The sequence below is a fragment of the Burkholderia sp. AU38729 genome (genome assembly GCF_020419725.1).
Taxonomy (GTDB): domain Bacteria; phylum Pseudomonadota; class Gammaproteobacteria; order Burkholderiales; family Burkholderiaceae; genus Burkholderia.
Map to the genome: position 1 here is coordinate 417,454 of NZ_JAIZQO010000003.1, position 20,833 is coordinate 438,286.

General features: G+C 67.9%; 23 protein-coding genes and 1 tRNA gene. 6 read left to right on the top strand and 18 right to left on the bottom strand.

Features of this window, described 5'->3' with window-relative positions; translation table 11 throughout:
- The first annotated feature begins 29 nt into the window (after positions 1-29).
- Positions 30-1,385 carry a lipid IV(A) 3-deoxy-D-manno-octulosonic acid transferase gene (waaA, locus tag LGM56_RS10755; RefSeq protein WP_089494238.1) on the top strand — a complete coding sequence of 452 codons (1,356 nt, stop codon included), beginning with the start codon at positions 30-32 and terminating at the stop codon, positions 1,383-1,385.
- Positions 1,386-1,448: 63 nt separating this feature from the next.
- Here the strand turns inward: waaA and ureG are convergent, their stop codons facing one another.
- From ureG to hemN, 16 genes are all read right to left on the bottom strand, one after another.
- Complete coding sequence (gene ureG / locus LGM56_RS10760) at positions 1,449-2,096, bottom strand: urease accessory protein UreG (RefSeq protein ID WP_046196649.1); 648 nt, start codon at positions 2,094-2,096, stop codon at positions 1,449-1,451.
- A gap of 17 nt (positions 2,097-2,113) precedes the next feature.
- Complete coding sequence (locus tag LGM56_RS10765) at positions 2,114-2,794, bottom strand: urease accessory protein UreF (RefSeq protein WP_089495247.1); 681 nt, start codon at positions 2,792-2,794, stop codon at positions 2,114-2,116.
- Entirely contained in the window at positions 2,781-3,398 is a 618-nt protein-coding gene (ureE, locus tag LGM56_RS10770; protein WP_226204526.1) for an urease accessory protein UreE, read from the bottom strand. Before ureE ends, LGM56_RS10765 begins: the two co-directional genes overlap by 14 nt.
- Before the next feature lie 22 nt (positions 3,399-3,420).
- Positions 3,421-5,127, bottom strand: a complete 1,707-nt coding sequence (gene ureC / locus LGM56_RS10775; protein WP_226204528.1) for an urease subunit alpha — start codon at positions 5,125-5,127, stop codon at positions 3,421-3,423.
- Between the two features lie 28 nt (positions 5,128-5,155).
- The gene (locus tag LGM56_RS10780) at positions 5,156-5,461 is read right to left on the bottom strand and encodes an urease subunit beta (protein ID WP_046545089.1); all 306 of its coding nucleotides are present in this window, start codon (positions 5,459-5,461) and stop codon (positions 5,156-5,158) included.
- An 8-nt stretch (positions 5,462-5,469) separates the two neighbouring features.
- Positions 5,470-5,772, bottom strand: coding sequence for an urease subunit gamma (gene ureA / locus LGM56_RS10785; RefSeq protein ID WP_006406310.1), 303 nt, complete (start codon positions 5,770-5,772; stop codon positions 5,470-5,472).
- Positions 5,773-6,008: 236 nt separating this feature from the next.
- Positions 6,009-6,884, bottom strand: a complete 876-nt coding sequence (locus tag LGM56_RS10790; RefSeq protein WP_226204530.1) for an urease accessory protein UreD — start codon at positions 6,882-6,884, stop codon at positions 6,009-6,011.
- Positions 6,885-7,196: 312 nt separating this feature from the next.
- Positions 7,197-7,889, bottom strand: a complete 693-nt coding sequence (gene urtE, locus LGM56_RS10795; protein WP_175240613.1) for an urea ABC transporter ATP-binding subunit UrtE — start codon at positions 7,887-7,889, stop codon at positions 7,197-7,199.
- Between the two features lie 4 nt (positions 7,890-7,893).
- Positions 7,894-8,751: an urea ABC transporter ATP-binding protein UrtD gene (gene urtD / locus LGM56_RS10800; protein WP_089494242.1), complete on the bottom strand. Its 858-nt coding sequence runs from the start codon at positions 8,749-8,751 to the stop codon at positions 7,894-7,896.
- Positions 8,748-9,935, bottom strand: a complete 1,188-nt coding sequence (urtC, locus tag LGM56_RS10805; protein ID WP_089494243.1) for an urea ABC transporter permease subunit UrtC — start codon at positions 9,933-9,935, stop codon at positions 8,748-8,750. Before urtC ends, urtD begins: the two co-directional genes overlap by 4 nt.
- Before the next feature lies 1 nt (position 9,936).
- Complete coding sequence (urtB, locus tag LGM56_RS10810) at positions 9,937-11,556, bottom strand: urea ABC transporter permease subunit UrtB (RefSeq protein ID WP_089494244.1); 1,620 nt, start codon at positions 11,554-11,556, stop codon at positions 9,937-9,939.
- A gap of 149 nt (positions 11,557-11,705) precedes the next feature.
- The gene (gene urtA, locus LGM56_RS10815) at positions 11,706-13,013 is read right to left on the bottom strand and encodes an urea ABC transporter substrate-binding protein (RefSeq protein WP_166957188.1); all 1,308 of its coding nucleotides are present in this window, start codon (positions 13,011-13,013) and stop codon (positions 11,706-11,708) included.
- 423 nt (positions 13,014-13,436) lie between these two features.
- Positions 13,437-13,760, bottom strand: a complete 324-nt coding sequence (locus LGM56_RS10820; protein WP_226204532.1) for a rhodanese-like domain-containing protein — start codon at positions 13,758-13,760, stop codon at positions 13,437-13,439.
- A 14-nt stretch (positions 13,761-13,774) separates the two neighbouring features.
- Positions 13,775-14,428 (bottom strand): protein-L-isoaspartate O-methyltransferase family protein, encoded by a 654-nt coding sequence (locus tag LGM56_RS10825; RefSeq protein WP_039367744.1) that lies wholly within the window; start codon positions 14,426-14,428, stop codon positions 13,775-13,777.
- A gap of 104 nt (positions 14,429-14,532) precedes the next feature.
- A complete protein-coding gene (locus tag LGM56_RS10830) occupies positions 14,533-14,790 on the bottom strand; it encodes a hypothetical protein (protein WP_006488573.1) in 258 nt (85 codons plus the stop codon).
- Positions 14,791-14,870: 80 nt separating this feature from the next.
- Positions 14,871-16,262 carry an oxygen-independent coproporphyrinogen III oxidase gene (hemN, locus tag LGM56_RS10835; protein ID WP_226204534.1) on the bottom strand — a complete coding sequence of 464 codons (1,392 nt, stop codon included), beginning with the start codon at positions 16,260-16,262 and terminating at the stop codon, positions 14,871-14,873.
- A 160-nt stretch (positions 16,263-16,422) separates the two neighbouring features.
- Here hemN and LGM56_RS10840 point away from each other — a divergent pair, with 160 nt between their 5' ends.
- From LGM56_RS10840 to LGM56_RS10850, 3 genes are all read left to right on the top strand, one after another.
- On the top strand, positions 16,423-16,749 hold the full coding sequence (locus LGM56_RS10840) for a YkgJ family cysteine cluster protein (protein ID WP_226204536.1): 327 nt from the start codon (positions 16,423-16,425) through the stop codon (positions 16,747-16,749).
- On the top strand, positions 16,746-17,327 hold the full coding sequence (locus LGM56_RS10845; RefSeq protein WP_011351198.1) for a DUF1439 domain-containing protein: 582 nt from the start codon (positions 16,746-16,748) through the stop codon (positions 17,325-17,327). The genes LGM56_RS10840 and LGM56_RS10845 overlap by 4 nt, the downstream gene beginning before the upstream one ends.
- An 80-nt stretch (positions 17,328-17,407) precedes the next feature.
- Positions 17,408-18,238 carry an undecaprenyl-diphosphate phosphatase gene (locus LGM56_RS10850; protein ID WP_046545097.1) on the top strand — a complete coding sequence of 277 codons (831 nt, stop codon included), beginning with the start codon at positions 17,408-17,410 and terminating at the stop codon, positions 18,236-18,238.
- Positions 18,239-18,354: 116 nt separating this feature from the next.
- On the opposite strand, the gene trmB is transcribed toward LGM56_RS10850, so the two are convergent.
- Positions 18,355-19,122, bottom strand: coding sequence for a tRNA (guanosine(46)-N7)-methyltransferase TrmB (gene trmB, locus LGM56_RS10855; protein WP_089439409.1), 768 nt, complete (start codon positions 19,120-19,122; stop codon positions 18,355-18,357).
- Between the two features lie 135 nt (positions 19,123-19,257).
- Positions 19,258-19,332: transfer RNA gene (locus tag LGM56_RS10860), tRNA-Gly, on the bottom strand.
- Between the two features lie 293 nt (positions 19,333-19,625).
- Between LGM56_RS10860 and LGM56_RS10865 the strand changes: the two genes are divergently transcribed.
- Both LGM56_RS10865 and LGM56_RS10870 read left to right on the top strand, forming a co-directional pair.
- Complete coding sequence (locus LGM56_RS10865) at positions 19,626-19,970, top strand: cupin domain-containing protein (RefSeq protein WP_226204537.1); 345 nt, start codon at positions 19,626-19,628, stop codon at positions 19,968-19,970.
- Positions 19,971-20,313: 343 nt separating this feature from the next.
- Complete coding sequence (locus tag LGM56_RS10870; RefSeq protein ID WP_089494248.1) at positions 20,314-20,778, top strand: ion channel; 465 nt, start codon at positions 20,314-20,316, stop codon at positions 20,776-20,778.
- The last annotated feature ends 55 nt before the right edge of the window (positions 20,779-20,833 follow it).

Below are 20,833 nucleotides of genomic sequence, written 5' to 3' on the forward strand. Positions count from 1 at the left end.
TTTCGTCGAAGCAAGACAAGGGACGCGGCATGCTGAGGGTGATCTATCGCGCGCTGTGGTGGCTCGTCGCCCCGATCGCCGTCATCCGGCTATACGTGCGTTCGCGCAAGGAGCGCGGCTATCGCGAACATATCGGCGAACGCTTCGGCCACGTGGCCGGCCGCTCGCGCGACGACCGTGCGCCGCTGGTCTGGGTGCATGCGGTATCGGTCGGCGAGACGCGCGCGGCGCAGCCGCTGATCGACGCGCTGATGCACGCGCGTCCCGATGCGCGCATCCTGCTCACGCACATGACGCCGAGCGGCCGCGCGACCGGCGAACAGATCTTCGGCGATCGCGTGCTGCGCTGCTACCTGCCGTACGACATGCCCGGCGCGGTGCGGCGTTTCCTGCGCGCGTGGCGGCCGACGCTCGGCCTCGTGATGGAAACCGAGGTGTGGCCGACGCTGATCGACGAGTGCCGCCGTGCGGACGTGCCGCTGGTGCTGACCAATGCGCGCATGTCCGCGCGTTCGTTCCGGCGGGCATCGAAGTTCGGCGCGGCGACCCACGACGTGTTCGGCGGCTTCTCGCGCGTGCTCGCGCAGAGCCCGGCCGATGCGGAGCGGCTGACGTCGCTCGGCGCGCGCAACGTGACCGTGCTCGGCAACCTGAAGTTCGACATGACGACGCCCCCGGAGCTCGCGGCGCGCGGCCATGCGTGGCGCGAGGCGATCGGCACGCGGCCCGTGTGGGTGGCCGCGAGCACGCGCGAGAACGAGGAGGCGCTGGTGCTCGACGCATTCGCGGCGATGCGCACGCCCGGCGCGTTGCTGGTGCTCGTGCCGCGTCATCCGCAGCGTTTCGCCGAGGTCGAGGCGCTCGTCGAGCGCAGCGGCCTCAAGTGCGTGCGACGCTCGGCGTGGGCGGCAGACAAGGCCGCGCTCGCGTCCGGCCGGCCGGCGGCCGAGCCGCTGCCGGATGACGTGACGGTGCTGCTCGGCGATTCGATGGGCGAGCTCGGCGCATATTACGCGGCGGCCGACATCGCGTTCATCGGCGGCAGCCTGCTGCCGCTCGGCGGCCAGAACCTGATCGAAGCATGCGCGGTCGGCGTGCCGGTGCTGATCGGCAAGCACGTGTTCAACTTCACGCAGGCGACCGCCGACGCGGTCGCGGCCGGCGCGGCGCTGCAGGTCGAGGATCCGCTCGATCTCGCGCACGTGCTCGACGCGCTGTTCGCCGACAAGGCGCGGCGCATCGCGATGGGCGCGGCCGGCGCGGCGTTCGCATCGCGGCACCGCGGCGCGACCGCGCGCACGGTCGACGTGCTCGCGGCACTGTTGCCGCCCGCCGAACGCGGCGTGCGCGCGCTGCAGGACGTGCAGGACCCGTCCGACGACTAGACGAAGGCGGCGCCATGCCGCCGGAAGCCCGCGTGGCGGCACCGGGAGGCGCCGCCGCGTCGCTCAGACCGTCAGCAAACCCTTCTTCTCGATGAACGCGATCACGTCCGCGACGCCTTCGAGCGCCTTCAGGTTCGTCATCACGTAAGGCCGTTCGCCGCGCATCTTCTTCGTGTCGGACGCCATCACGTCGAGGTTCGCGCCGACCAGCGGCGCGAGATCCGTCTTGTTGATCACGAGCAGGTCGGACTTCGTGATGCCGGGGCCGCCCTTGCGCGGAATCTTCTCGCCGCCCGCGACGTCGATCACGTAGATCGTCAGGTCCGACAGCTCGGGGCTGAAGGTCGCCGCGAGATTGTCGCCGCCCGATTCGATGAACACGATATCGGCGTCGGGAAAGCGCGACAGCATCCGGTCGACGGCCTCGAGGTTGATCGACGCATCCTCGCGGATCGCCGTATGCGGGCAGCCGCCCGTCTCGACGCCCATGATGCGCTCCTCGGGCAGCGCGCCCGCGACCGTCAGCAGCCGCTGATCCTCCTTCGTATAGATGTCGTTGGTGATCGCGACGAGGTCGTACTTGTCGCGCATCGCCTTGCACAGCATTTCGAGCAGCGTGGTCTTGCCGGAGCCGACGGGGCCGCCGATGCCGACGCGCAGCGGCGGCAGTTTCTTCGTGCGGCGGGCGGAGGAGGGAGCAGGTGCGTTCATGGCGGGTAGCGTCGGGTTCAGGAGCGGAACAACCGCGAATACTGGGTTTCGTGCCGCGCGGACAGGATGCCGAGCTGCGGCGCGAACGTGTTGACGGCGTCGGGCGGCGTCGCGAGCGCGCGGCGCACGGCCGCGTCGATCGCGTCGCGCAGCGCGACGATGATGCGTTGCCCGGCGAGCTGGCCGAGCGGCACGGCCTTCAGCGCGGCGGACGTCTGGTTCTCGACCCAGCCGAATGCGTACGCGGCGAGCACGGCGTCGGCGCTCGCGTCGTGCGCGGCGGCCGCGTACGCGAATGCGGTGGGCAGCGCGATCGGCGCAATCGCCGCGAGCGTCGCGCGGCGCGCGCCATCGCCCCATTCGAGCGACGCGCAGAGCTGCGCGAGCGACCAGCCCATCTGTTCGGTTTCACGGCGCAGTTCCGCCGATTCGCGGCTCGCGATGAACCACGCATTCTCGGCGACGAGCGCCGGCGCGTCGTGCGCGTGCCAGCGCGCGAGTTGATGCGCGAGGAACGGCAGCTCGCCGTGCGCGAGCACGTCGGTCAGGCCGCTCGCGATCCAGTCGCGCGCGGTATCGGCGTCGTGGATCAGGTTCGCGTCGAGCGCCGCTTCGAGCCCCTGCGAATAGCTGAACGCGCCGATCGGCAGCGCCGGCGATGCAAGGTGCAGCAGCGCGACGAGTTCAGTGGTGGTCATGGCCGTGGCCGTGCGCGCAACCGGGACCATGCTGATGGTCGTGGTCGTGGTCGTGGTCGTGGTCGTGCGAATGGGAATGCGCGTGGCCGTGATGCTCGCCGAACACCTGCTGCGCGAGCGCGTAGTCCTCGGCGAAGGTCGCGTCGTGCCCGTGCTTGTGGCCGCCGCCGTACGCACCGACTTCCGGCTGGAACGGCGCAACGGTCTCCTCGACCTGCGTGCCGAGCCGGCGCAGCATGTCCGCGAGCACCGGGTCGGCTTCGAGCTTCAGGTAGCCGTCGCCGATCTCGACCGGCGTGTGGCGGTTGCCGAGGTGGTACGCGGCGCGCATCAGCGTGAGCGGGTCGGCGGCGCGCACGCGCAGCACGGTCTCGGGCGCCGCGGCAACGCGCACGAGCGCGCCGTCGTCGGCGACGAGCACGTCGCCGTCGCGCAGGATCGTGCCGCGCGGCAGCAGGACCGCGACGTCCTCGCCGGTGTCGAGCGTCGCCGCGAGGCGGCTCTTGCAGCGGGCGTCATAGGCGAGCGTGAGCGTCGGCGCGCGCGCGACGAGCGACGCGGCGAGTTTCACGTTCGGGGCAATGCGTTTGTCGAGGGTGCGCATGAATCGAAAGCAGGCAATCAGGTCAGAACAGGAAATAGCGCTGCGCCATCGGCAGCATCGTGGCCGGCTCGCAGGTGAGCAACTGGCCGTCGGCGATCACGTCGTAGGTTTCGGGGTCGACGCTGATCGACGGGCGCCACGCGTTGTGGATCATGTCGGCCTTCGTCACGTTGCGGCAGTTGCGCACCGGCACGATCTGCTTCGCGAGCCCGTAGCGCTCCGCGATGCCCGCGTCGGCGGCCATCTGCGACACGAAGGTCAGCGACGTGCGCGCGAGCGCACCGCCGCGGGTGGCGAACATCTCGCGATAGTGGACCGGCTGCGGCGTGGGAATCGACGCGTTCGGGTCGCCCATCTGTGCCATCGCGATCATCCCGCCCTTCAGGATCATCGTCGGCTTGATCCCGAAGAACGCCGGTTCCCACAGCACGAGGTCGGCCCACTTGCCCGGCTCGATCGAGCCGACTTCATGCGCGATGCCGTGCGTGAGCGCCGGGTTGATCGTGTACTTCGCGACGTAGCGCTTCGCGCGGAAATTGTCGTTGCGCGTGCTGTCTTCCGGCAGCGCGCCGCGCTGCACCTTCATCTTGTGCGCGGTCTGCCAGGTGCGGATGATCACCTCGCCGACGCGGCCCATCGCCTGCGAGTCGGACGACAGCATCGACAGCGCGCCGAGATCGTGCAGGATGTCCTCGGCCGCGATCGTCTCGCGGCGGATCCGCGATTCGGCGAACGCGAGATCCTCGGCGATCGACGGATCGAGGTGATGGCACACCATCAGCATGTCGAGATGCTCGTCGAGCGTGTTGATCGTGTACGGGCGCGTCGGGTTGGTCGACGACGGCAGCACGTTCGCCTCGCCGCACACCTTCAGGATGTCGGGCGCATGGCCGCCGCCCGCGCCTTCGGTGTGGTACGTGTGGATCGTGCGGCCCTTGAACGCGGCGACCGTCGATTCGACGAAGCCGCCTTCGTTCAGCGTGTCGGTGTGGATCGCGACCTGCGTGTCGGTGTCGTCGGCGACGGACAGGCAGTTGTCGATCGTCGCGGGCGTCGTGCCCCAGTCCTCGTGCAGCTTCAGCCCAATCGCGCCGGCCGCGATCTGCTCGACGAGCGGCTGCGGCAGGCTCGCATTGCCCTTGCCGAGAAAGCCGAGATTGATCGGCCAGCCGTCGGCGGCCTGCAGCATCCGCTCCATGTGCCACGGGCCCGGCGTGCAGGTCGTCGCGTTGGTGCCGGTGGCCGGCCCCGTGCCGCCGCCGAGCATCGTCGTGACGCCCGAGGCGAGCGCCTCGTCGATCTGCTGCGGGCTGATGAAGTGGATGTGCGTGTCGATGCCGCCGGCCGTCACGATCAGCCCTTCGCCGGCGATCACTTCGGTCGCGGCGCCGATCGCGATCGTCACGCCCGGCTGGATGTCCGGGTTGCCGGCCTTGCCGATCGCGGCGATGCGGCCGTGCTTGATCGCGATGTCGGCCTTCACGATGCCCCAGTGATCGAGGATCACCGCGTTCGTGATGATCGTGTCGGGCACGTCGGCGGCCACGCGCTGCGACTGGCCCATCCCGTCGCGGATCACTTTCCCGCCGCCGAATTTCACTTCCTCGCCATAGGTCGTGAAGTCGTGTTCGATCTCGATCAGCAGCTCGGTATCGGCGAGCCGGACGCGGTCGCCCGTCGTCGGCCCGAACATTTCCGCGTACGCGCGGCGGCTCAAGCGTAGTGTCATGTGTTGTTCCTGAAGAGCGGGGCGCGGCTTACAGCGGCCCCATCACCTTGCCTTGAAAACCGTAGACGGCGCGATCGCCCGCGAGCGCGACCAGTTCGACGGTGCGCGTCTGGCCCGGCTCGAAGCGCACCGCGGTGCCGGCCGCGATGTTCAGGCGAAAGCCGCGCGCGGCCGCGCGATCGAACGACAGTGCGTCGTTGACCTCGAAGAAGTGGTAGTGCGAACCGACCTGCACCGGGCGGTCGCCGGTGTTCGCGACGACGAGCGTCAGCGTCGCGCGGCCCGCGTTCAGTTCGTGTTCGCCGTCGTCGGTGAGGATTTCGCCGGGGATCATGCGGGGCCTCACGGAATCGGGTGATGAACGGTCACGAGCTTCGTGCCGTCGGGGAAGGTCGCCTCGACCTGGATGTCGGGAATCATCTCCGGCACGCCGTCCATCACGTCGTCGCGCGTGAGCAGCGTCGTGCCGTAATGCATCACTTCGGCGACCGTCTTGCCGTCGCGCGCGGCTTCCATCAGCGCGGCGGTGATGAAGGCGACCGCCTCCGGATAGTTGAGCTTCAGGCCGCGTGCGCGACGGCGCTCGGCCAGCAGCGCCGCCGTGAAGATCAGCAGCTTGTCCTTCTCGCGGGGAGTCAGTTTCATGAAGGCAAACGTTCAGGAAAACGTAATTGTTATCGGTGCGTGCGCAACGGGGCGAACGCGCGGTTCATCGTAGCACCGCGCTGTTTTGCGTGCGTCGTGTATCGGTTATGTAAGGAGCAAGGCGCGTGCCATGTGCATGGAACGCAGTGCAATGCGCGCTTGTGGTGCGCGATGCATGAGCAACGTGCAGCATCCGCCGTGACGCTGCGCCGAAACGGTGCGTGGTATGACCGTGCTCAGGTTTGCCAGAGACGCAGCGGCCGTGCGTCGACGCCGTGCACGATCGGCCGCAGATGCAGCCAGCACTCGGTGAAGTGCCGTTGCAGCGCTTCCATCGACGTCGACAGCGCGCGGATCAGCACGACGCCCGGCGTCACGCAGGTTGCGCCCGCGCGCAGCGTGCCGTCGAACGGCATCCGCGCGGCGAGCGATTCGGCGAGCGCGGCGTCGCACACGGCGCCGGCGGCCCACAGCGTGCCGTACGCGGGAAAGCCGGCCAGACCCTGCAGCGCGCCGCGCAGCGGGTCGTGCGCATCGAGCAGCGCGCGTTCGGTCCACAGCGGCCGGCCGTCGGCATCGACGAGCGCCGAAGTCGACGCGATGCGGCCCGCCGACCAGGTTTCGCCGGCCGCCTGCCGGCCGAGCTGCGTTGCGTCCCAGCCGATCGCGCTGGCGCCCGCGCCGAGCTTGACCGTGAAAGCGAGCGACGCATGCGCCGCGTCGAAGAACAGGTTGTTCTGCGGCAGCCAGTCGAGTTTCGCGTGTTCGCCGACCGTGATGCCGATGCGCTGTGTCGCGTCCAGCCCGTTCGACTTGTACCACTTGGTCGCGCCGGGCGTGGTCAGCACCGCGTGCGTGCCGTCGCCGAGCGCGATGTCGATGTCGAGCCGGTCGCCGCCCGCGACGCCGCCCGGCGGGTGGACGATCACCGCGTGGCAGATCGCTTCGCCTTCCGGGTACAGCGGCCGCTGCACGCGCAGCGGGCCGTCGTGCAGCCGGTGCGCGAGCGTCGTGCGCGCGCCGTGCCGCTCGAAGCCGAGTTCGAGGCGGCCGCGCCACGACTTGGCGACGGCGGGGCGGGACAGCGGGGCGTGGGAATCGGGGGCGGACATCGGCGGGAAGCAGGGGGCGGGCGCGGGGAACGAGGATGCTACCGCAACAATAATGCAGATGCCGCGCGCCGTGAAAGCGCCAGATGCGGCAGAGCCGCGAATCCGCTCCGTGCGCGCTCGGGGAAGTGGTGTGGAAATGACGCCACGTTGCTGGCGCCGCTACACCTGGTTTGTTGGCGTGGTGTCGGTCACCGCGTCAGCCGGCGCATGTTCCTGGTCGGATACGCGTTGAGTGTTTGCGGAAAATAGCGACTTCATTTGATGTTCCGCAAAGAATCAACGCAAGGATCGCGAGGTCGGAATCTCTGCACGTCACACCGCGATCAGCTCGCGCACGCCGTTCGCTTCCATGTCCTGCGCGTCGCCGCCCGCGACGATCTCGCCGCGGCTCATCACCCAGTAGCGGTCGGCGATCGATTGGGCGAAATCGTAATACTGTTCGACGAGCAGCACGGTCATCTTCGATTCGTCGACGAGCTGGCGCAGCGTGCGACCGATGTCCTGGATGATCGACGGCTGGATGCCTTCGGTCGGCTCGTCGAGGATCAGCAACTGCGGCTCGCTCATCAGTGCGCGGCCGATCGCGAGCTGTTGCTGCTGGCCGCCCGACAGGTCGCCGCCGCGTCGCGCGCGCATGTCCTTCAACACCGGGAACAGGTCGTAGATACGATCGGGCACCTTGGACGGCGCCTTCCGGCTCGCCGCGCCGACGAGCAGGTTTTCCTCGACGGTCAGCCGCGGAAAGATGTCGCGGCCCTGCGGCACGTAGGCGAGCCCGGCCGCGACGCGCGCATACGGCGGCATCGCGCCGAGCGCCGTGCCGCGCCACGACACGCTGCCGCTCTTCGCGGCGACGACGCCCATCAGGCAGCGCAGCAGCGTGCTCTTGCCGACGCCGTTGCGGCCGAGCAGCACGGTGAGCTTGCCGTCGTCGGCGGCAAGGCTCACGTTGCGCAGGATGTGGCTGCCGCCGTAGTACTGGTTCAGTGCATCGATCTTCAGCATCGCATCATCGTCCAAGGTAAGACTCGATCACCGCGTCGTCGCGCTTGACTTGGTCGAGCGTGCCTTGCGCGAGCACCGCGCCTTCGGCCATCACCGTCACGCGGCCCGTGTCGCCCGCGAGCGCCGCGACGAATTCCATGTCGTGCTCGACGACCATCATCGAGCAGGTGCCGCGCAGCGTGTTCAGCAGCTCGGCGAGCTCCATCGTCTCGTGGTCGGTCATCCCGGCCGCCGGCTCGTCGAGCAGCAGCAGCGCGGGGCGCTGCATCAGCAGCATGCCGATCTCGAGCCGCTGCTTCTGCCCGTGCGACAGCTCGCCGGCCGCGCGAAAGGCCTGGCTTTCGAGGCCGATCAGCGCGAGCGTCTCCTCGATCTTCGCCTGCGCGGTGCGATCGAGCTTTGCACGCAGCGACGCGAGCCAGCCTTTGTCGGTCTGCATCGCGAGCTCGAGGTTCTCCCACACCGGATGCTGTTCGAACACGGTCGGCTTCTGGAACTTGCGGCCGATGCCCGCGCGCGCGATCTCGGGCTCGTTCATCCGCGCGAGGTCGATCGTCTGGCCGAGAAACACCTTGCCCGCATCGGGGCGCGTCTTGCCGGTGATCACGTCCATCATCGTCGTCTTGCCCGCGCCGTTCGGGCCGATCACGCAGCGCAGCTCGCCCGCGTCGATCGCGAGCGACAGCTTCTTCAGCGCGCGGAAGCCGTCGAAGCTCACCTCGATATCCTCGAGGTAGAGGATCGTGCCGTGCGACGTGTCGATGCCGGCCGGCACCACGCGCCCCATCGACGCGGTGCCGCTGACGGCCCGCCCTTCGTCCTCGGGCGGCGGCGTGAATTGGTAGAGGGCCGTTCCGTTCATGCGCGTTTCCCCTTCGCGAGCACGGTTTCGACGAGGCCCATGATCCCGCGCGGCAGCAGCAGCGGCACCAGCACGAAGATCAGGCCGAGGAAGAACAGCCAGTATTCGGCGAAGTAGGCGGTGAACAGGCTCTTCGCGCCGTTCACCGCGAACGCGCCGACGATCGGCCCGATCAGCGTGCCGCGTCCGCCCACCGCGACCCAGATCGCCATCTCGATCGAGTTGCCGGGCGACATCTCGCCGGGGTTGATGATGCCGACCTGCGGCACGTACAGCGCGCCCGCGATGCCGCACAGCACGGCCGACACCGTCCACACGAACAGCTTGTACGCGAGCGGGCTGTAGCCGAGGAACATCAGCCGCGTCTCGCCGTCGCGCACCGCGGTGACGACACGCCCGAGCTTGCTGGTGACGATCGCGCGCGCGGCGATGAACGCGAGCACGAGCGTCGCGAACGTCAGCAGCAACAGCACCGTGCGCGTGCCGGGCGACGTGATCGCGAAGCCCGCGATGCGCTTGAAGTCGGTGAAGCCGTTGTTGCCGCCGAAGCCGGTCTCGTTGCGATAGAACAGCAGCATCGCGGCGAACGTCATGGCCTGCGTGATGATCGACAGGTACACGCCCTTCACGCGCGAGCGGAACGTGAAGAAGCCGAACACCCACGCGAGCACGGCCGGCACGAGCACGACGAGCGCGAGCGCCCACGCGAGATGCTGCGTGCCGCTCCAGTACCACGGCAACTGGTGCCAGTCGAGGAACACCATGAAGTCGGGGAGGTCGCTGCCGTACTTGCCGTCGCGGCCGATCTCGCGCATCAGGTACATGCCGATCGCATAGCCGCCGAGCGCGAAGAACAACCCGTGGCCGAGGCTCAGGATCCCGCAGTAGCCCCACACGAGATCGAGCGCGAGCGCGGCGATCGCGTAGCACATCAGCTTGCCGGTGAGCGTCATCGCGTACGCGGACAGATGGAACGCGCTCGACTCGGGCGCGACGAGCGCGGCGAGCGGCACGCCGATGCCGATCGCGACGCATAGCGCGATCAGCGCGAGCCACGCACGCCGCGACAGCAGGGCGGGGCGGGGCGGCAGGCCGAGCGCGAAACCGTCTGCCGTGCGTGCGGCGGCAGCCGGCTGCGGCGAGTCGGCAGCCGGGTTCGACAGGGAGTGGGTGAATGAAGTCACGTCAAGCCTCCGCACTGCGGCCCTTCGGGGCGAACATGCCCTGCGGACGTTTCTGGATGAACAGCACGATCATCACGAGTACCGCGATCTTCGCGAGCACGGCGCCCCAGAACGGCTCGATCGCCTTGCTCGCGAGGCCGAGCCCGAAGCCGCCGAGCACGGTGCCGGCGATCTGCCCGACGCCGCCGAGCACGACCGCCATGAACGAATCGATGATGTAGTTCTGGCCGAGGTCGGGGCCCACGTTGCCGATCTGCGACAGCGCGCAGCCGCCGAGGCCCGCGATGCCCGCGCCGAACGCGAAGGCATACGCGTCGACGCGCGCGGTCTTCACGCCGACGCACGCGGCCATCCGGCGGTTCTGCGTGACCGCGCGCACGAACAGGCCGAGCCGCGTCTTCGTCAGCACGGCCCACGCGACGAATACGACGGCGAGCGCGAACGCGAGGATCGCGAGCCGGTTGTACGGCAGGATCAGGTTCTGCATCACGGTCACGCCGCCGCTCATCCACGACGGGTTCACGACCTGCACGTTCTGCGCGCCGAACAGCATCCGCGTCGCCTGGATCAGGATCAGGCTCACGCCGAAGGTGGCAAGCAGCGTCTCGAGCGGGCGCCCGTACAGGTGTCGCAGCACGAGCCGTTCGAGCACGATGCCGACGAGCGCGGCCGTCACGAACGACACGGGCACCGCGACCAGCGGATACCAGTCGAATGCACCGGGCGCATAGCGCTGGATCAGCGTCTGCACGACATAGGTTGCGTACGCACCGATCATCAGGAATTCGCCGTGCGCCATGTTGATCACGCCGATCAATCCGTACGTGATCGCGAGGCCGAGCGCGGCGAGCAGCAGCACGCTGCCGAGCGACAGTCCGGCGAACAGCGTGCCGACGATCTCGCCGCGGCGCTGCAACGCGTGCAACGTGTCGAGACCTTGCTGCGCGGCGTCGCGCACGCGCGCGTCGGGCTCCGCATAGCTGCCGTCGGCGTTCTTCGCGACGAGCGGGCGCAACTGCTCGATCATGTCGAGGTCCTGGCGCGCGGCCACCACCTGCGCGGCTTCGAGGCGCTTCGCCGGATCGGCGTCGTGCAGCGCGGCGATCGCCCACAACGCATCGAGACGGCGTTTCAGTGCGGGATCGGTTTCCTTTGCACGGGCGCGGTCGATCATCGGCTTGAGCGCCGGGTCGGGCGATTTCAGCAACGCATCGATCGCGTCGCGGCGTGCGGCGACGTCGGGCGACGCGAGCGCGAGCCCCGACAGCGCGCCCGTAATCTTCGTGCGCAGCAGGTTGTTCAGCATCACGGGCTGCGCGTCGCCGGCCGGCGTCGCGGCTTGCGTGAGCGCGTCGTGTGCGGTGTCGCCGGTCTGGATCAGCAGGCGGCCGTCGCCGGTCGCGAGCGCGTCGCCGGTCGACAGCGCGTTGAGCAGTGCGACGGCGCGCGGATCGGCGTCGGCGGCGAGCCGTTCGATCGCGGCCGTCTTCGCATCGAAGTCGTCGCCGGCGAGCGCGGCGGTATCGGTGGCCGTCAGCGCGAACGCGGTGTGCGGCAACCCGCCCGCGAGGGCAGCGCACGCGACGATCGCGGCGGCGGCTCGGCGAAAGCGTGTAGGCATCGGGAAATCCTGTCGGGCGTGGGAAAGCGGATGCGTGCGGCGATGCGCGGGCGCGTGCGGTTCGTCACGGCAAGCGCGGCCCGTGCAGCGGGGTCGGCATCGGCGTGCGAGCAGTACGTCGCGCGTGACACGCGACGTACTGCGCTGCATCAGGCGAGCGCCGCGCGCTGCCGGCGCAGGAAGGCCGGGATCGACGTGACGATGTCCGGCTTGCCCTGGTTGCCCGCGATGAACGGGCTCCACGGTTGCGCGCGCACCGCGGTCTTGGTCTTCCACACCACGTTGAACTGCCCGTCGCCGCGAATTTCGCCGATCATCACCGGCTTGTGCAGGTGATGGTTGCCGTCCATCGCGAGCGTGAAGCCCGACGGTGCGGCCACCGTCTGGCCGATCATCGCGACGCGCACCTTGTCGACGTCGGTGCTCTTCGCCTTCTCGACGGCCTGCTTCCACATATGGATGCCGACGTAGGTCGCTTCCATCGGGTCGTTGGTCACGCGCTTCGCGCCGCCCGGCAGGTTGTTCGCCTTCACCCACGCGGCGAACTGGTCCTTGAACTTCGTGTTGGTCGGGTTCTTCACCGACATGAAGTAGTTCCACGCGGCGAGGTGGCCGACGAGCGGCTTCGTGTCGATCCCGCGCAGCTCTTCCTCGCCGACCGAGAACGCGACGACGGGCACGTCGGTCGCCTTGATCCCCTGGTTGCCGAGTTCCTTGTAGAACGGCACGTTGGAGTCGCCGTTGATCGTCGAGATCACGGTCGTCTTGCCGCCTTGCGAGAAGTTCTTGATGTTCGCGACGATGGTCTGATAGTCGCTATGGCCGAACGGCGTGTAGACCTCCTGAATATCCGCGTCCTTCACGCCCTTCGATTTCAGGAACGCGCGCAGGATCTTGTTGGTCGTGCGCGGATACACGTAGTCGGTGCCGAGCAGGAAGAAGCGCTTCGCGCCGCCGCCTTCCGCGCCCATCAGGTACTCGACGGCCGGGATCGCCTGCTGGTTCGGCGCGGCGCCCGTATAGAACACGTTGCGCGACATTTCCTCGCCTTCGTACTGCACCGGGTAGTAGAGGAGGCCGTTCAGTTCCTCGAACACCGGTAGCACCGACTTGCGCGACACCGACGTCCAGCAGCCGAACACGCAGGCAACCTTGTCCTGCGTGAGCAGCTGGCGCGCCTTCTCCGCGAACAGCGGCCAGTTCGACGCGGGATCGACCACCACGGGTTCGAGTTTGCGGCCCATCACGCCGCCGCTCTTGTTGATGTCGGCGATCGTCATCAACGCGGTGTCCTTCAGCGACGTCTCCGAGATCGCCATCGTGCCCGACAGCGAGTGCAGGATGCCGACCTTGATCGGGCCGGTGCCCGCGTCAGCCGCATGAGCGAACGGGCTCTTGCCCGCGAGCGCGAGTGCGCCGGCCATCGAACCGAACTTCAACAGACTGCGACGTTTCATCGGGATCCCCTTGTCGTGTTGGATATGCGCGCCGTGAAGGCGTCGGCCAACGAGTAACGCAAGGCATGTGCCAGTCGTGCGGATGCACGTCCGGCGTGCCTGCGCGGGGCGGTGCGGGGCGTCGGGGCGGTGCGCATGACGCGTCGTGCAGCATCCGCGGTCCGTCGCGGTGCAGGTTCACGGGCGCAAATGGTGCACGGTCAGGGTTCCCCGTTCCGGTGCCTGCACCTGCACGCGGTGTGGGAGCCGTCGTGCACCATGACTTCGCACCACGCAGGCAGGGCGCGGGCGCAGCGCTGTTGAGGTGGCTGACCGGAGCGGAAAAGAGCAACGGGCACGCGATGCGTGCCCGTTCGGGGGATCAGTGCGGCCGGCGGCAGGGTGCCGATCGGCGCGGCGGCGCGTGATGCGCCGCGGGCAGGATCAGTAGCGCGGCACGGCCGGATCGACGTCGCGCGACCACGCGTCGATCCCGCCTTGCAGGTTGTACAGCTTCGTGAAGCCGCGCGATTCGAGGAACATCGCGACCTGCGCGCTGCGCATCCCGTGATGGCACACGCAGACGATTTCCGCTTCGTCGTCGAGCTCTTCGCTGCGCGCGGGAATCTGCTGCATCGGGATCGATACGCTGCCGGCGATCTGCGCGGTCGCGATTTCCCACGGTTCGCGCACGTCGAGCACGACCGGCGCGGGGCGCGCCTTGTCGCCGAGCCATTCCGCGAGCATCGCGGCCGTCAGGATCTGCATGGTGGCTCCGCCGCTCAGAACTTGAAGCGCGACGGCTCGATCGCGTTGACGAGGTGGTCGATGTACGTTTCGAACACGTCGGCGACGCGGTACTGCTTGTCGTCGATGCGCGTGATGATCTGCGCCTTCATCACCGGACGGCCGCCGACGAATGCCGCGAGGCGGCCGCCGACCTTCAGCTGTTCGAGCATTTCCTGCGGCACGACGGGCAGGCCGCCCGCGACGCAGATCACGTCATACGGCGCCTTGCCGGCCCAGCCGCGCGAACCGTCGCCGAGGACGACTTCCGCGTTGGTCACGCCGTCGTTGCGCAGGTTGTCTTCCGCGAACTTCGCGTTGGTCGGGTCGATTTCGACGGCCGTCACGTGCTGCGCGCGGTGCGCGAACAGCGCGGCCAGGTAGCCCGAGCCGGCGCCGATCACGAGCACGTTCTCGTGCTTCTTGACCGTCAGCTCCTGCAGCACGCGTGCCTCGACGCGCGGGAACAGCATCTTGCCGCCACCCGGCAGCGGCAGTTCGAGATCGGCGAATGCGAGATCGCGGTATTCGGCCTGAACGTAGTTTTCACGCTTGACGATCGACAGCAGGCCCAGGACGTCGAGATCCAGCACGTCCCACGGCCGGATCTGTTGTTCGATCATGTTGAAACGCGCGTTTTCGATATTCATGGTGTGGTCACGCAGCCTCGTCGGCCATCAGCGGGGATAGAGAAACTTCGTAATTGTACCAAACGGGGCGGCCGCGAAGCCTTCAGGCGGCCTGCAACAGACCTTTACCCCTTGCTCTTCTTGATCTGCGCCTCGAACGCGAGGTCGAGCTTGCTCGCCTTGCGCGGTTTTTTGGGGCCGAATTCGTCGACGAACTTGACGAACTCGTCGAGCGGCAGCGGCTCGCAGCGCTTCTCGGCGGTGCCGCCGGAGCGGTCGACGAGATAAAACAGGCCGCCCGCCATCGCGACGGCCGCGAATTGCGGGTTGCCGGAGCGGGTCTTCAGGCGTTCGACCGCGTGGGTCGCTTTGGTGGTGCGCATCGTGCGGATTCTGGCGGGGCGGTAAGCCCCACACTGTATCAAACCGGCCGCCCGCATGCGGCCGGCCGGGCCCGTCAGGCTCAGACCGTGCGCGAGTAGCGCTGCTGCGGCGTCTGGCCGAGATACGCGTCGAATGCCATCGCGATGTTGCGCACGACCATCCGGCCGGCCGGATGGATCGTCAGGCGGTCGGCCGCGACCGTCAGCAGCCCGTCGCGCTCGAACGGGCGCAGCGCGTCGAGTTCGCGCGCGAAGTGTTCGGCGAAGCGGATGCCGTGCGCGGCCTCGACGTGCGAGAACGGCAGGTCGAGGTTGCACATCAGCTGCGTGATCACGTCGCGGCGCAGCCGGTCGTCGGGCGTGAGCCGCACGCCGCGCGCGATCGGCAGCCGGCCCGCGTCGAGCGCGGCGCCGTACGCGGGCAGGTCCTTCGCGTTCTGCGCGTAGACGTCGCCGATCTTGCCGATCGACGACACGCCGAAGCCGACGAGGTCGGTATCCGCGCGCGTGCTGTAGCCCTGGAAATTGCGCTGCAGCGTGCCGTTCTTCTGCGCCCGCACGAGTTCGTCGGACGGCCGCGCGAAGTGGTCCATCCCGATGTACACGTAGCCGGCCGACGTCAGCATGTCGATCGCGAGGCCGAGCAGCGCGATGCGCGTTTCCGGCGGCGGCAGCGTCGCGTCGTCGATCTGCCGCTGCATCTTGAACAGATGCGGCATGTGCGCGTAGCCGAACACCGACAGCCGGTCGGGTGCGAGTTCGATGATCGTTTCCAGCGTGCGCGCGAACACGGACACGGTCTGGTGCGGCAGCCCGTAGATCAGGTCGACGCTCACCGAATGAAAGCCCGTCGTGCGCGCGGCGGAGAGCAGGTCGGCCGTCATCGCCAGCGGCTGGATGCGGTTGATCGCCTGCTGCACGACTGGATCGAAATCCTGTACGCCGAGGCTCAGCCGGTTGAAGCCGATGTTGCGCAGGTGGACGAGCGTCGCGGGCGTGACCGTGCGCGGGTCGATCTCGATCGAGAATTCGGCGTCGGCATCCGGCGCGAGCGCGAAGTGCTCGCGGGTGGCCGCCATCAGCTCGGCCGTTTCGTCATCGGACAGGAAGGTGGGCGTGCCGCCGCCCCAGTGCAGCTGCGTGACCGGGCGCGCGGGATCGAACAATGCGGCCTGCAGCGCCATCTCGCGCTTGAGCTGGTCGAGATACGGGCGCGCGCGCCGGTGGTTGTTGGTCGCGATCTTGTTGCAGCCGCAGTAGAAGCACGCGGTGTTGCAGAACGGGATGTGGAAGTACAGCGACAGCTCGCTCGACAATGCACCGGGGTCGGTTGCCGCGCGCACGTAGTCGGCCGGGTCGAAATCGTCGCGGAACTGCAGCGCGGTGGGGTACGACGTATAGCGCGGCCCGTTCGCGCCGTATTTCGCGAGCAAATCGGGACGGAACAGTGTGTCGGCAGAACCAGAATGCATGACGGTCTCGCGCTTTTTAGATGCTTTCGAGTATATAAACGCGTGATTCGGCTGCATTGTGTAATAACGTCGCAGCAGGCGATGGCACAATGCGGGGTAGGGCTGCCGGCACCGCGTCCGGTTGCCGCACCGTTTTTTGTTGTTCGTTCGAGAGAGCCGAGTGTCCGTCGAATTGCCTGTCCGCCCGGCGTCAGCCGTCCCGCCGCCGCATGCGTGCCGCGAGGGCTGCGGCGCGTGCTGCATCGCGCCGTCGATTTCCAGCCCGATTCCGGGCATGCCCGGCGGCAAGCCGGCCGGCGTGCGCTGCGTGCAGCTCGGCGACGATCTGCGCTGCCGGATCTTCGGCCGACCCGAGCGGCCCGCGTGCTGCTCCGGGCTGCAGCCGGCCGCGGACATGTGCGGCGCGTCGCGCGACGACGCGCTCGCGTGGCTCACGCGTCTCGAGGCCGCGACGCGGCCGTCGCAACCAGGAGAGTGTTCAGTATGACCGCACCTTGCGCGCCCGGCCGGCGCCGTTTTCTCGCCGCAACCGTCGGCGCCATCGGCGTGACGCTGTCGCTCGCCGCGTGCGCGTCGACGTTCCCGTTCATCCCCGATCACTACACGTTCTCGCGCGGTGACGTGCAGAAAGCCGTCGCGCGCAAGTTCCCGTACCAGAAGACGGTCGCGCAGGTCGTCGACGTGTCGCTCGCGAACCCGGCCGTCAACCTGCTGCCCGACCAGAACCGCGTGGCCGTGCAGCTCGACGCGCATTTCGTGAGCCCGTTCCTGCGTGCGCCCGTCAGCGGCAAGTTCACCGTGTCGGGCCAGCTGGCTTACGACGCGCCGAGCCGCTCGGTCGTGCTGAAGTCGCCGGCCGTCGACAGCCTCGCGCTCGACGGCGACGCGCAGATGTACGCGCAGCAGGTCGGCGCGGCCGCGGGCCTGCTCGCGACGCAGTTGCTGACCAACTATCCGATCTACACGTTCAAGCCCGAACAGCTGCAATTTGCCGGGGTGAACTACGAACCCGGTACAATTACGATTCTTACAAACGGCATACGCGTGGCGATCGTCGAAAAGTGACGACGCACCGCGCTCGGCCGGAGGGGGCCGCGCGTGGAAGAGTGGCTCATTCATTCGACCATTTCGGAGTTGGGCCACGGATGGACTGGATCCTGATCTGCAAGGCTTTGATCCTCGGCGTCGTCGAGGGGCTGACGGAATTCCTGCCGGTGTCGAGCACCGGTCACCTGATCGTCGCGGGCAGCTTCCTGAATTTCAACGATTCACACGCGAAGACGTTCGACGTCGTGATCCAGTTCGGCGCGATCCTCGCGGTCTGCTGGGAATACCGGCAACGGATCGCGTCCATCGTGTCCGGACTGCCCAGCCGGCCCGACGCGCGGCGCTTCACGCTGAACGTCGTGATCGCGACGATTCCCGCCATTGCGCTCGGCCTTCTGTTCGAGAAGAAGATCAAGGCCGTGCTGTTCTCGCCGGTTCCCGTTGCGTTCGCGCTCGTCGTGGGCGGCGCGATCATCCTGTGGGCCGAGGCGCGGCAGCGCGAACGCAGCGAGCCGCCGCGCGTGGTGTCGGTCGATGCGCTGACGCCGCTCGACGCGCTCAAGGTCGGCATCGCGCAGTGCTTCGCGCTGATTCCCGGCATGTCGCGCTCGGGCTCGACGATCATCGGCGGGATGTTGTTCGGCCTCGACCGGCGCGTCGCCACCGAATTCTCGTTCTTCCTCGCGATCCCGATCATCTTCGGCGCGACGCTCTATGAAACCGTCAAGGACTGGCAGGCGTTCACCGTCGATTCGCTCGGCCTGTTCGCGCTTGGCCTCGTCGCGGCGTTCGTCAGCGCGTTCGTGTGCGTGCGCTGGCTGCTGCGCTATGTCGCGACGCACGATTTCACGGTGTTCGCGTGGTACCGGATCGCGTTCGGGCTGTTCGTGCTGCTGGTCGGGTACAGCGGCTGGCTGAACTGGGCGTGACGCGAACACGAAGGCGGGCGCGCCTCGCATGAAAAGCAAAAGCCCGATCGGCGTAGGCCGGTCGGGCTTTTGCTTGTCCGGAGCAGGGCGGCGTGCGCCCGACCCAGCGGGAGGGCTCAGCCAGCGCGCTTGCGGAACACCAGATCCCACACGCCGTGGCCGAGCCGCAGCCCGCGCCGTTCGAACTTCGTCACCGGGCGGTAGTCGGGGCGCGGCGCGTAGTCGGCGGCCGTGTTTTCGAGCGTCGGCTCCGCGCCGAGCACGTCGAGCATCTGTTCCGCGTAGTTCTGCCAGTCGGTCGCGCAGTGAATGTACGCGCCGGGCTTCAGGCGCGACGCGAGATGTGCGACGAGCGGCGGCTGGATCAGCCGGCGCTTGTGGTGGCGCGCCTTGTGCCACGGGTCGGGGAAGAAGATGTGCACGCCGTCGAGGCTTTCCGGCGCGAGCATGTGCTCGAGCACTTCGACCGCGTCGTGCTGGATGATGCGGATGTTCGACAGATCCTGCTCGCCGATCAGCTTCAGCAGCGCGCCGACGCCCGGCTCGTGCACCTCGACGCCGAGGAAGTCGTCGCCGGGGCGGTTCGCGGCGATTTCCGCGGTCGATGCGCCCATGCCGAAGCCGATCTCGAGGATGCGCGGTGCGCTGCGGCCGAACACGGCGTTCCAGTCGGGCAGTTCCGGCGCATACGGCACCACGAAGCGCGGGCCGAGTTCGTCCATCGCGCGGCGCTGGCCGGTCGACACGCGGCCGGCGCGCGTCACGAAGCTGCGGATGCGGCGGTGGTGCAGCGGATTGACTGCGTCGGCGCCTTCGGCGGCTTCATCGGGAATGGCGTCGTCGTGCGGCGGCAGGCCGGCTTCGTTCGGATCGTCGTGCATCATCGGTGACAGAGAAAGGCTCGGTTGCGGGCGAGGGGCCCGTTGCGCGCAGCAGTGCGCCGGGGGAACCGGCACATGGTACAAAAAAGCCGCCTTCGACGAGGCGGCTCATGCGCAGGCTGCGATGCAGCCGGAAAGTGGAGCGGGCGATGGGAATCGAACCCACGTCATCAGCTTGGGAAGCTGAGGTAATGGCCATTATACGACGCCCGCAGAACGCGCAATTCTACAGGGTTTGGCCGAGATGTGGCAAGTGTGCGTGTTTTGGGTGGTGGCTTCGATGCCGGTAACGCTCGACGGAGGTGCGGTGGCACCGCTGAAAATGGTCGTCAGAAAGGGATCGGCTGGAAGCGGTTCGTCGGCGCAACGCGGAACCGAACGACGGCGTGCCCGCCCGCAGGCCCGTGTCGAAAATAGACGACTCCGCGTCGGAAGCATGCAAGTCCCCACGGCGCTTTCGAACTAACGTGACAGGCCTCTTACACGATCGTTAGTCTGGAGCCGACATGTCCGATTTCATCACCGTTCTGCGCGAAACCTGCCCGACCCCCGTCCTCGATGCGACCAAGTGGAAGCGCATCGGCGGCGATCCGCACACCGTGAACCTGAACGCCTACCTCTCGAAGGACGGCAGCAAGATCATGGGCACCTGGATCTGCACGCCGGGCAAGTTCGAGGTGAACTACGAAAAATGGGAGTACTGCCACTTCCTCGACGGCTACTGCATCGTCACGCCGGAAGGCGAGGAGGCGGTGCACCTGAAGGCCGGCGACGTGTTCGTGATCGAACCCGGCATGAAAGGCACGTGGGAAGTGGTGGAAACGGTGCGCAAGTACTTCGTCTTTGCCTGAGCGGGCCGGTCGATTCGAGCGACGCATCCCTGCGTCGCCGGATCCCTTCCCGGTTCCCGGAGCCGGGAGGGCAGGCGGAGGATTTCGGCTCAATAGAACGCGTTCCGGTTCGGAAACAGCTCGCCGAGCGTGATCGCGTTTCTTTCAGCGAGGCTGAGCACGCGCACATATCAAGCTTCGTTCCCGAAAGGGTCGGAAGTGCCGAGCGTGCCGATTGCATGGCCTGACGTCGCGCTTGGTGCCGCCACCGGAAACCCATTGCCACCCGCCCGCGCCATTGCGCGGCGCCGGTGTTAATCTTCCGCCCATCCCCCGCTGCCGCCCCCGACCCCAAAGGCCTCGCATGGAAAGCTGGACGATCGGCATCCTGCTCGGCATGACCACGATCCTCGTGCACACCGCGGCGATGGTCGGCCTGGCGGTCGTCGCGCGCCGGCTTCGCGAAGCGCTCGACGTGCGCCGCGACGACATCCACCAACAACTGCGCCAGGTGACGGGCATCATCGCGCTAATCTGTATCGCGCTCGGGCTGCTGCATACGCTGGAGGCGATCGCGTGGGGCGCGACGTTCGTGCAGGTCGGTGCGATCGGTTCATTCAGCGATGCGCTGTTCTTCTCGATCGACACGATGTCGACGCGGGGCGCGTCAGGCATCGTGCCCGCCGCGAACTGGCGAATGCTCGGCGCGATCGAATCGTCGTGCGGCGTGCTGCTGTTCGGGATGTCCACTGCATTCATCTTTGCCGTGATCCAGGCCGACTTCTCGGCGCTCACCCAGCGGCTGCAGCGCGATCGTCCGCCACGGTAACGCTCGCCTGCAGCCTGCGGCGACAGCGCCTATGATGCAGCGGTCCGTCCACTGT

Coding starts and splice junctions, on each gene's coding strand:
- waaA (WP_089494238.1), top strand. CDS start 30: ATGCTGAGGGTGATCTATCGCGCGCTGTGGTGGCTCGTCGCCCCGATC.
- ureG (WP_046196649.1), bottom strand. CDS start 2,096: ATGAACGCACCTGCTCCCTCCTCCGCCCGCCGCACGAAGAAACTGCCG.
- LGM56_RS10765 (WP_089495247.1), bottom strand. CDS start 2,794: ATGACCACCACTGAACTCGTCGCGCTGCTGCACCTTGCATCGCCGGCG.
- ureE (WP_226204526.1), bottom strand. CDS start 3,398: ATGCGCACCCTCGACAAACGCATTGCCCCGAACGTGAAACTCGCCGCG.
- ureC (WP_226204528.1), bottom strand. CDS start 5,127: ATGACACTACGCTTGAGCCGCCGCGCGTACGCGGAAATGTTCGGGCCG.
- LGM56_RS10780 (WP_046545089.1), bottom strand. CDS start 5,461: ATGATCCCCGGCGAAATCCTCACCGACGACGGCGAACACGAACTGAAC.
- ureA (WP_006406310.1), bottom strand. CDS start 5,772: ATGAAACTGACTCCCCGCGAGAAGGACAAGCTGCTGATCTTCACGGCG.
- LGM56_RS10790 (WP_226204530.1), bottom strand. CDS start 6,884: ATGTCCGCCCCCGATTCCCACGCCCCGCTGTCCCGCCCCGCCGTCGCC.
- urtE (WP_175240613.1), bottom strand. CDS start 7,889: ATGCTGAAGATCGATGCACTGAACCAGTACTACGGCGGCAGCCACATC.
- urtD (WP_089494242.1), bottom strand. CDS start 8,751: ATGAACGGAACGGCCCTCTACCAATTCACGCCGCCGCCCGAGGACGAA.
- urtB (WP_089494244.1), bottom strand. CDS start 11,556: ATGCCTACACGCTTTCGCCGAGCCGCCGCCGCGATCGTCGCGTGCGCT.
- urtA (WP_166957188.1), bottom strand. CDS start 13,013: ATGAAACGTCGCAGTCTGTTGAAGTTCGGTTCGATGGCCGGCGCACTC.
- LGM56_RS10820 (WP_226204532.1), bottom strand. CDS start 13,760: ATGCAGATCCTGACGGCCGCGATGCTCGCGGAATGGCTCGGCGACAAG.
- LGM56_RS10825 (WP_039367744.1), bottom strand. CDS start 14,428: ATGAATATCGAAAACGCGCGTTTCAACATGATCGAACAACAGATCCGG.
- LGM56_RS10830 (WP_006488573.1), bottom strand. CDS start 14,790: ATGCGCACCACCAAAGCGACCCACGCGGTCGAACGCCTGAAGACCCGC.
- hemN (WP_226204534.1), bottom strand. CDS start 16,262: ATGCATTCTGGTTCTGCCGACACACTGTTCCGTCCCGATTTGCTCGCG.
- LGM56_RS10845 (WP_011351198.1), top strand. CDS start 16,746: ATGACCGCACCTTGCGCGCCCGGCCGGCGCCGTTTTCTCGCCGCAACC.
- LGM56_RS10850 (WP_046545097.1), top strand. CDS start 17,408: ATGGACTGGATCCTGATCTGCAAGGCTTTGATCCTCGGCGTCGTCGAG.
- trmB (WP_089439409.1), bottom strand. CDS start 19,122: ATGATGCACGACGATCCGAACGAAGCCGGCCTGCCGCCGCACGACGAC.
- LGM56_RS10865 (WP_226204537.1), top strand. CDS start 19,626: ATGTCCGATTTCATCACCGTTCTGCGCGAAACCTGCCCGACCCCCGTC.
- LGM56_RS10870 (WP_089494248.1), top strand. CDS start 20,314: ATGGAAAGCTGGACGATCGGCATCCTGCTCGGCATGACCACGATCCTC.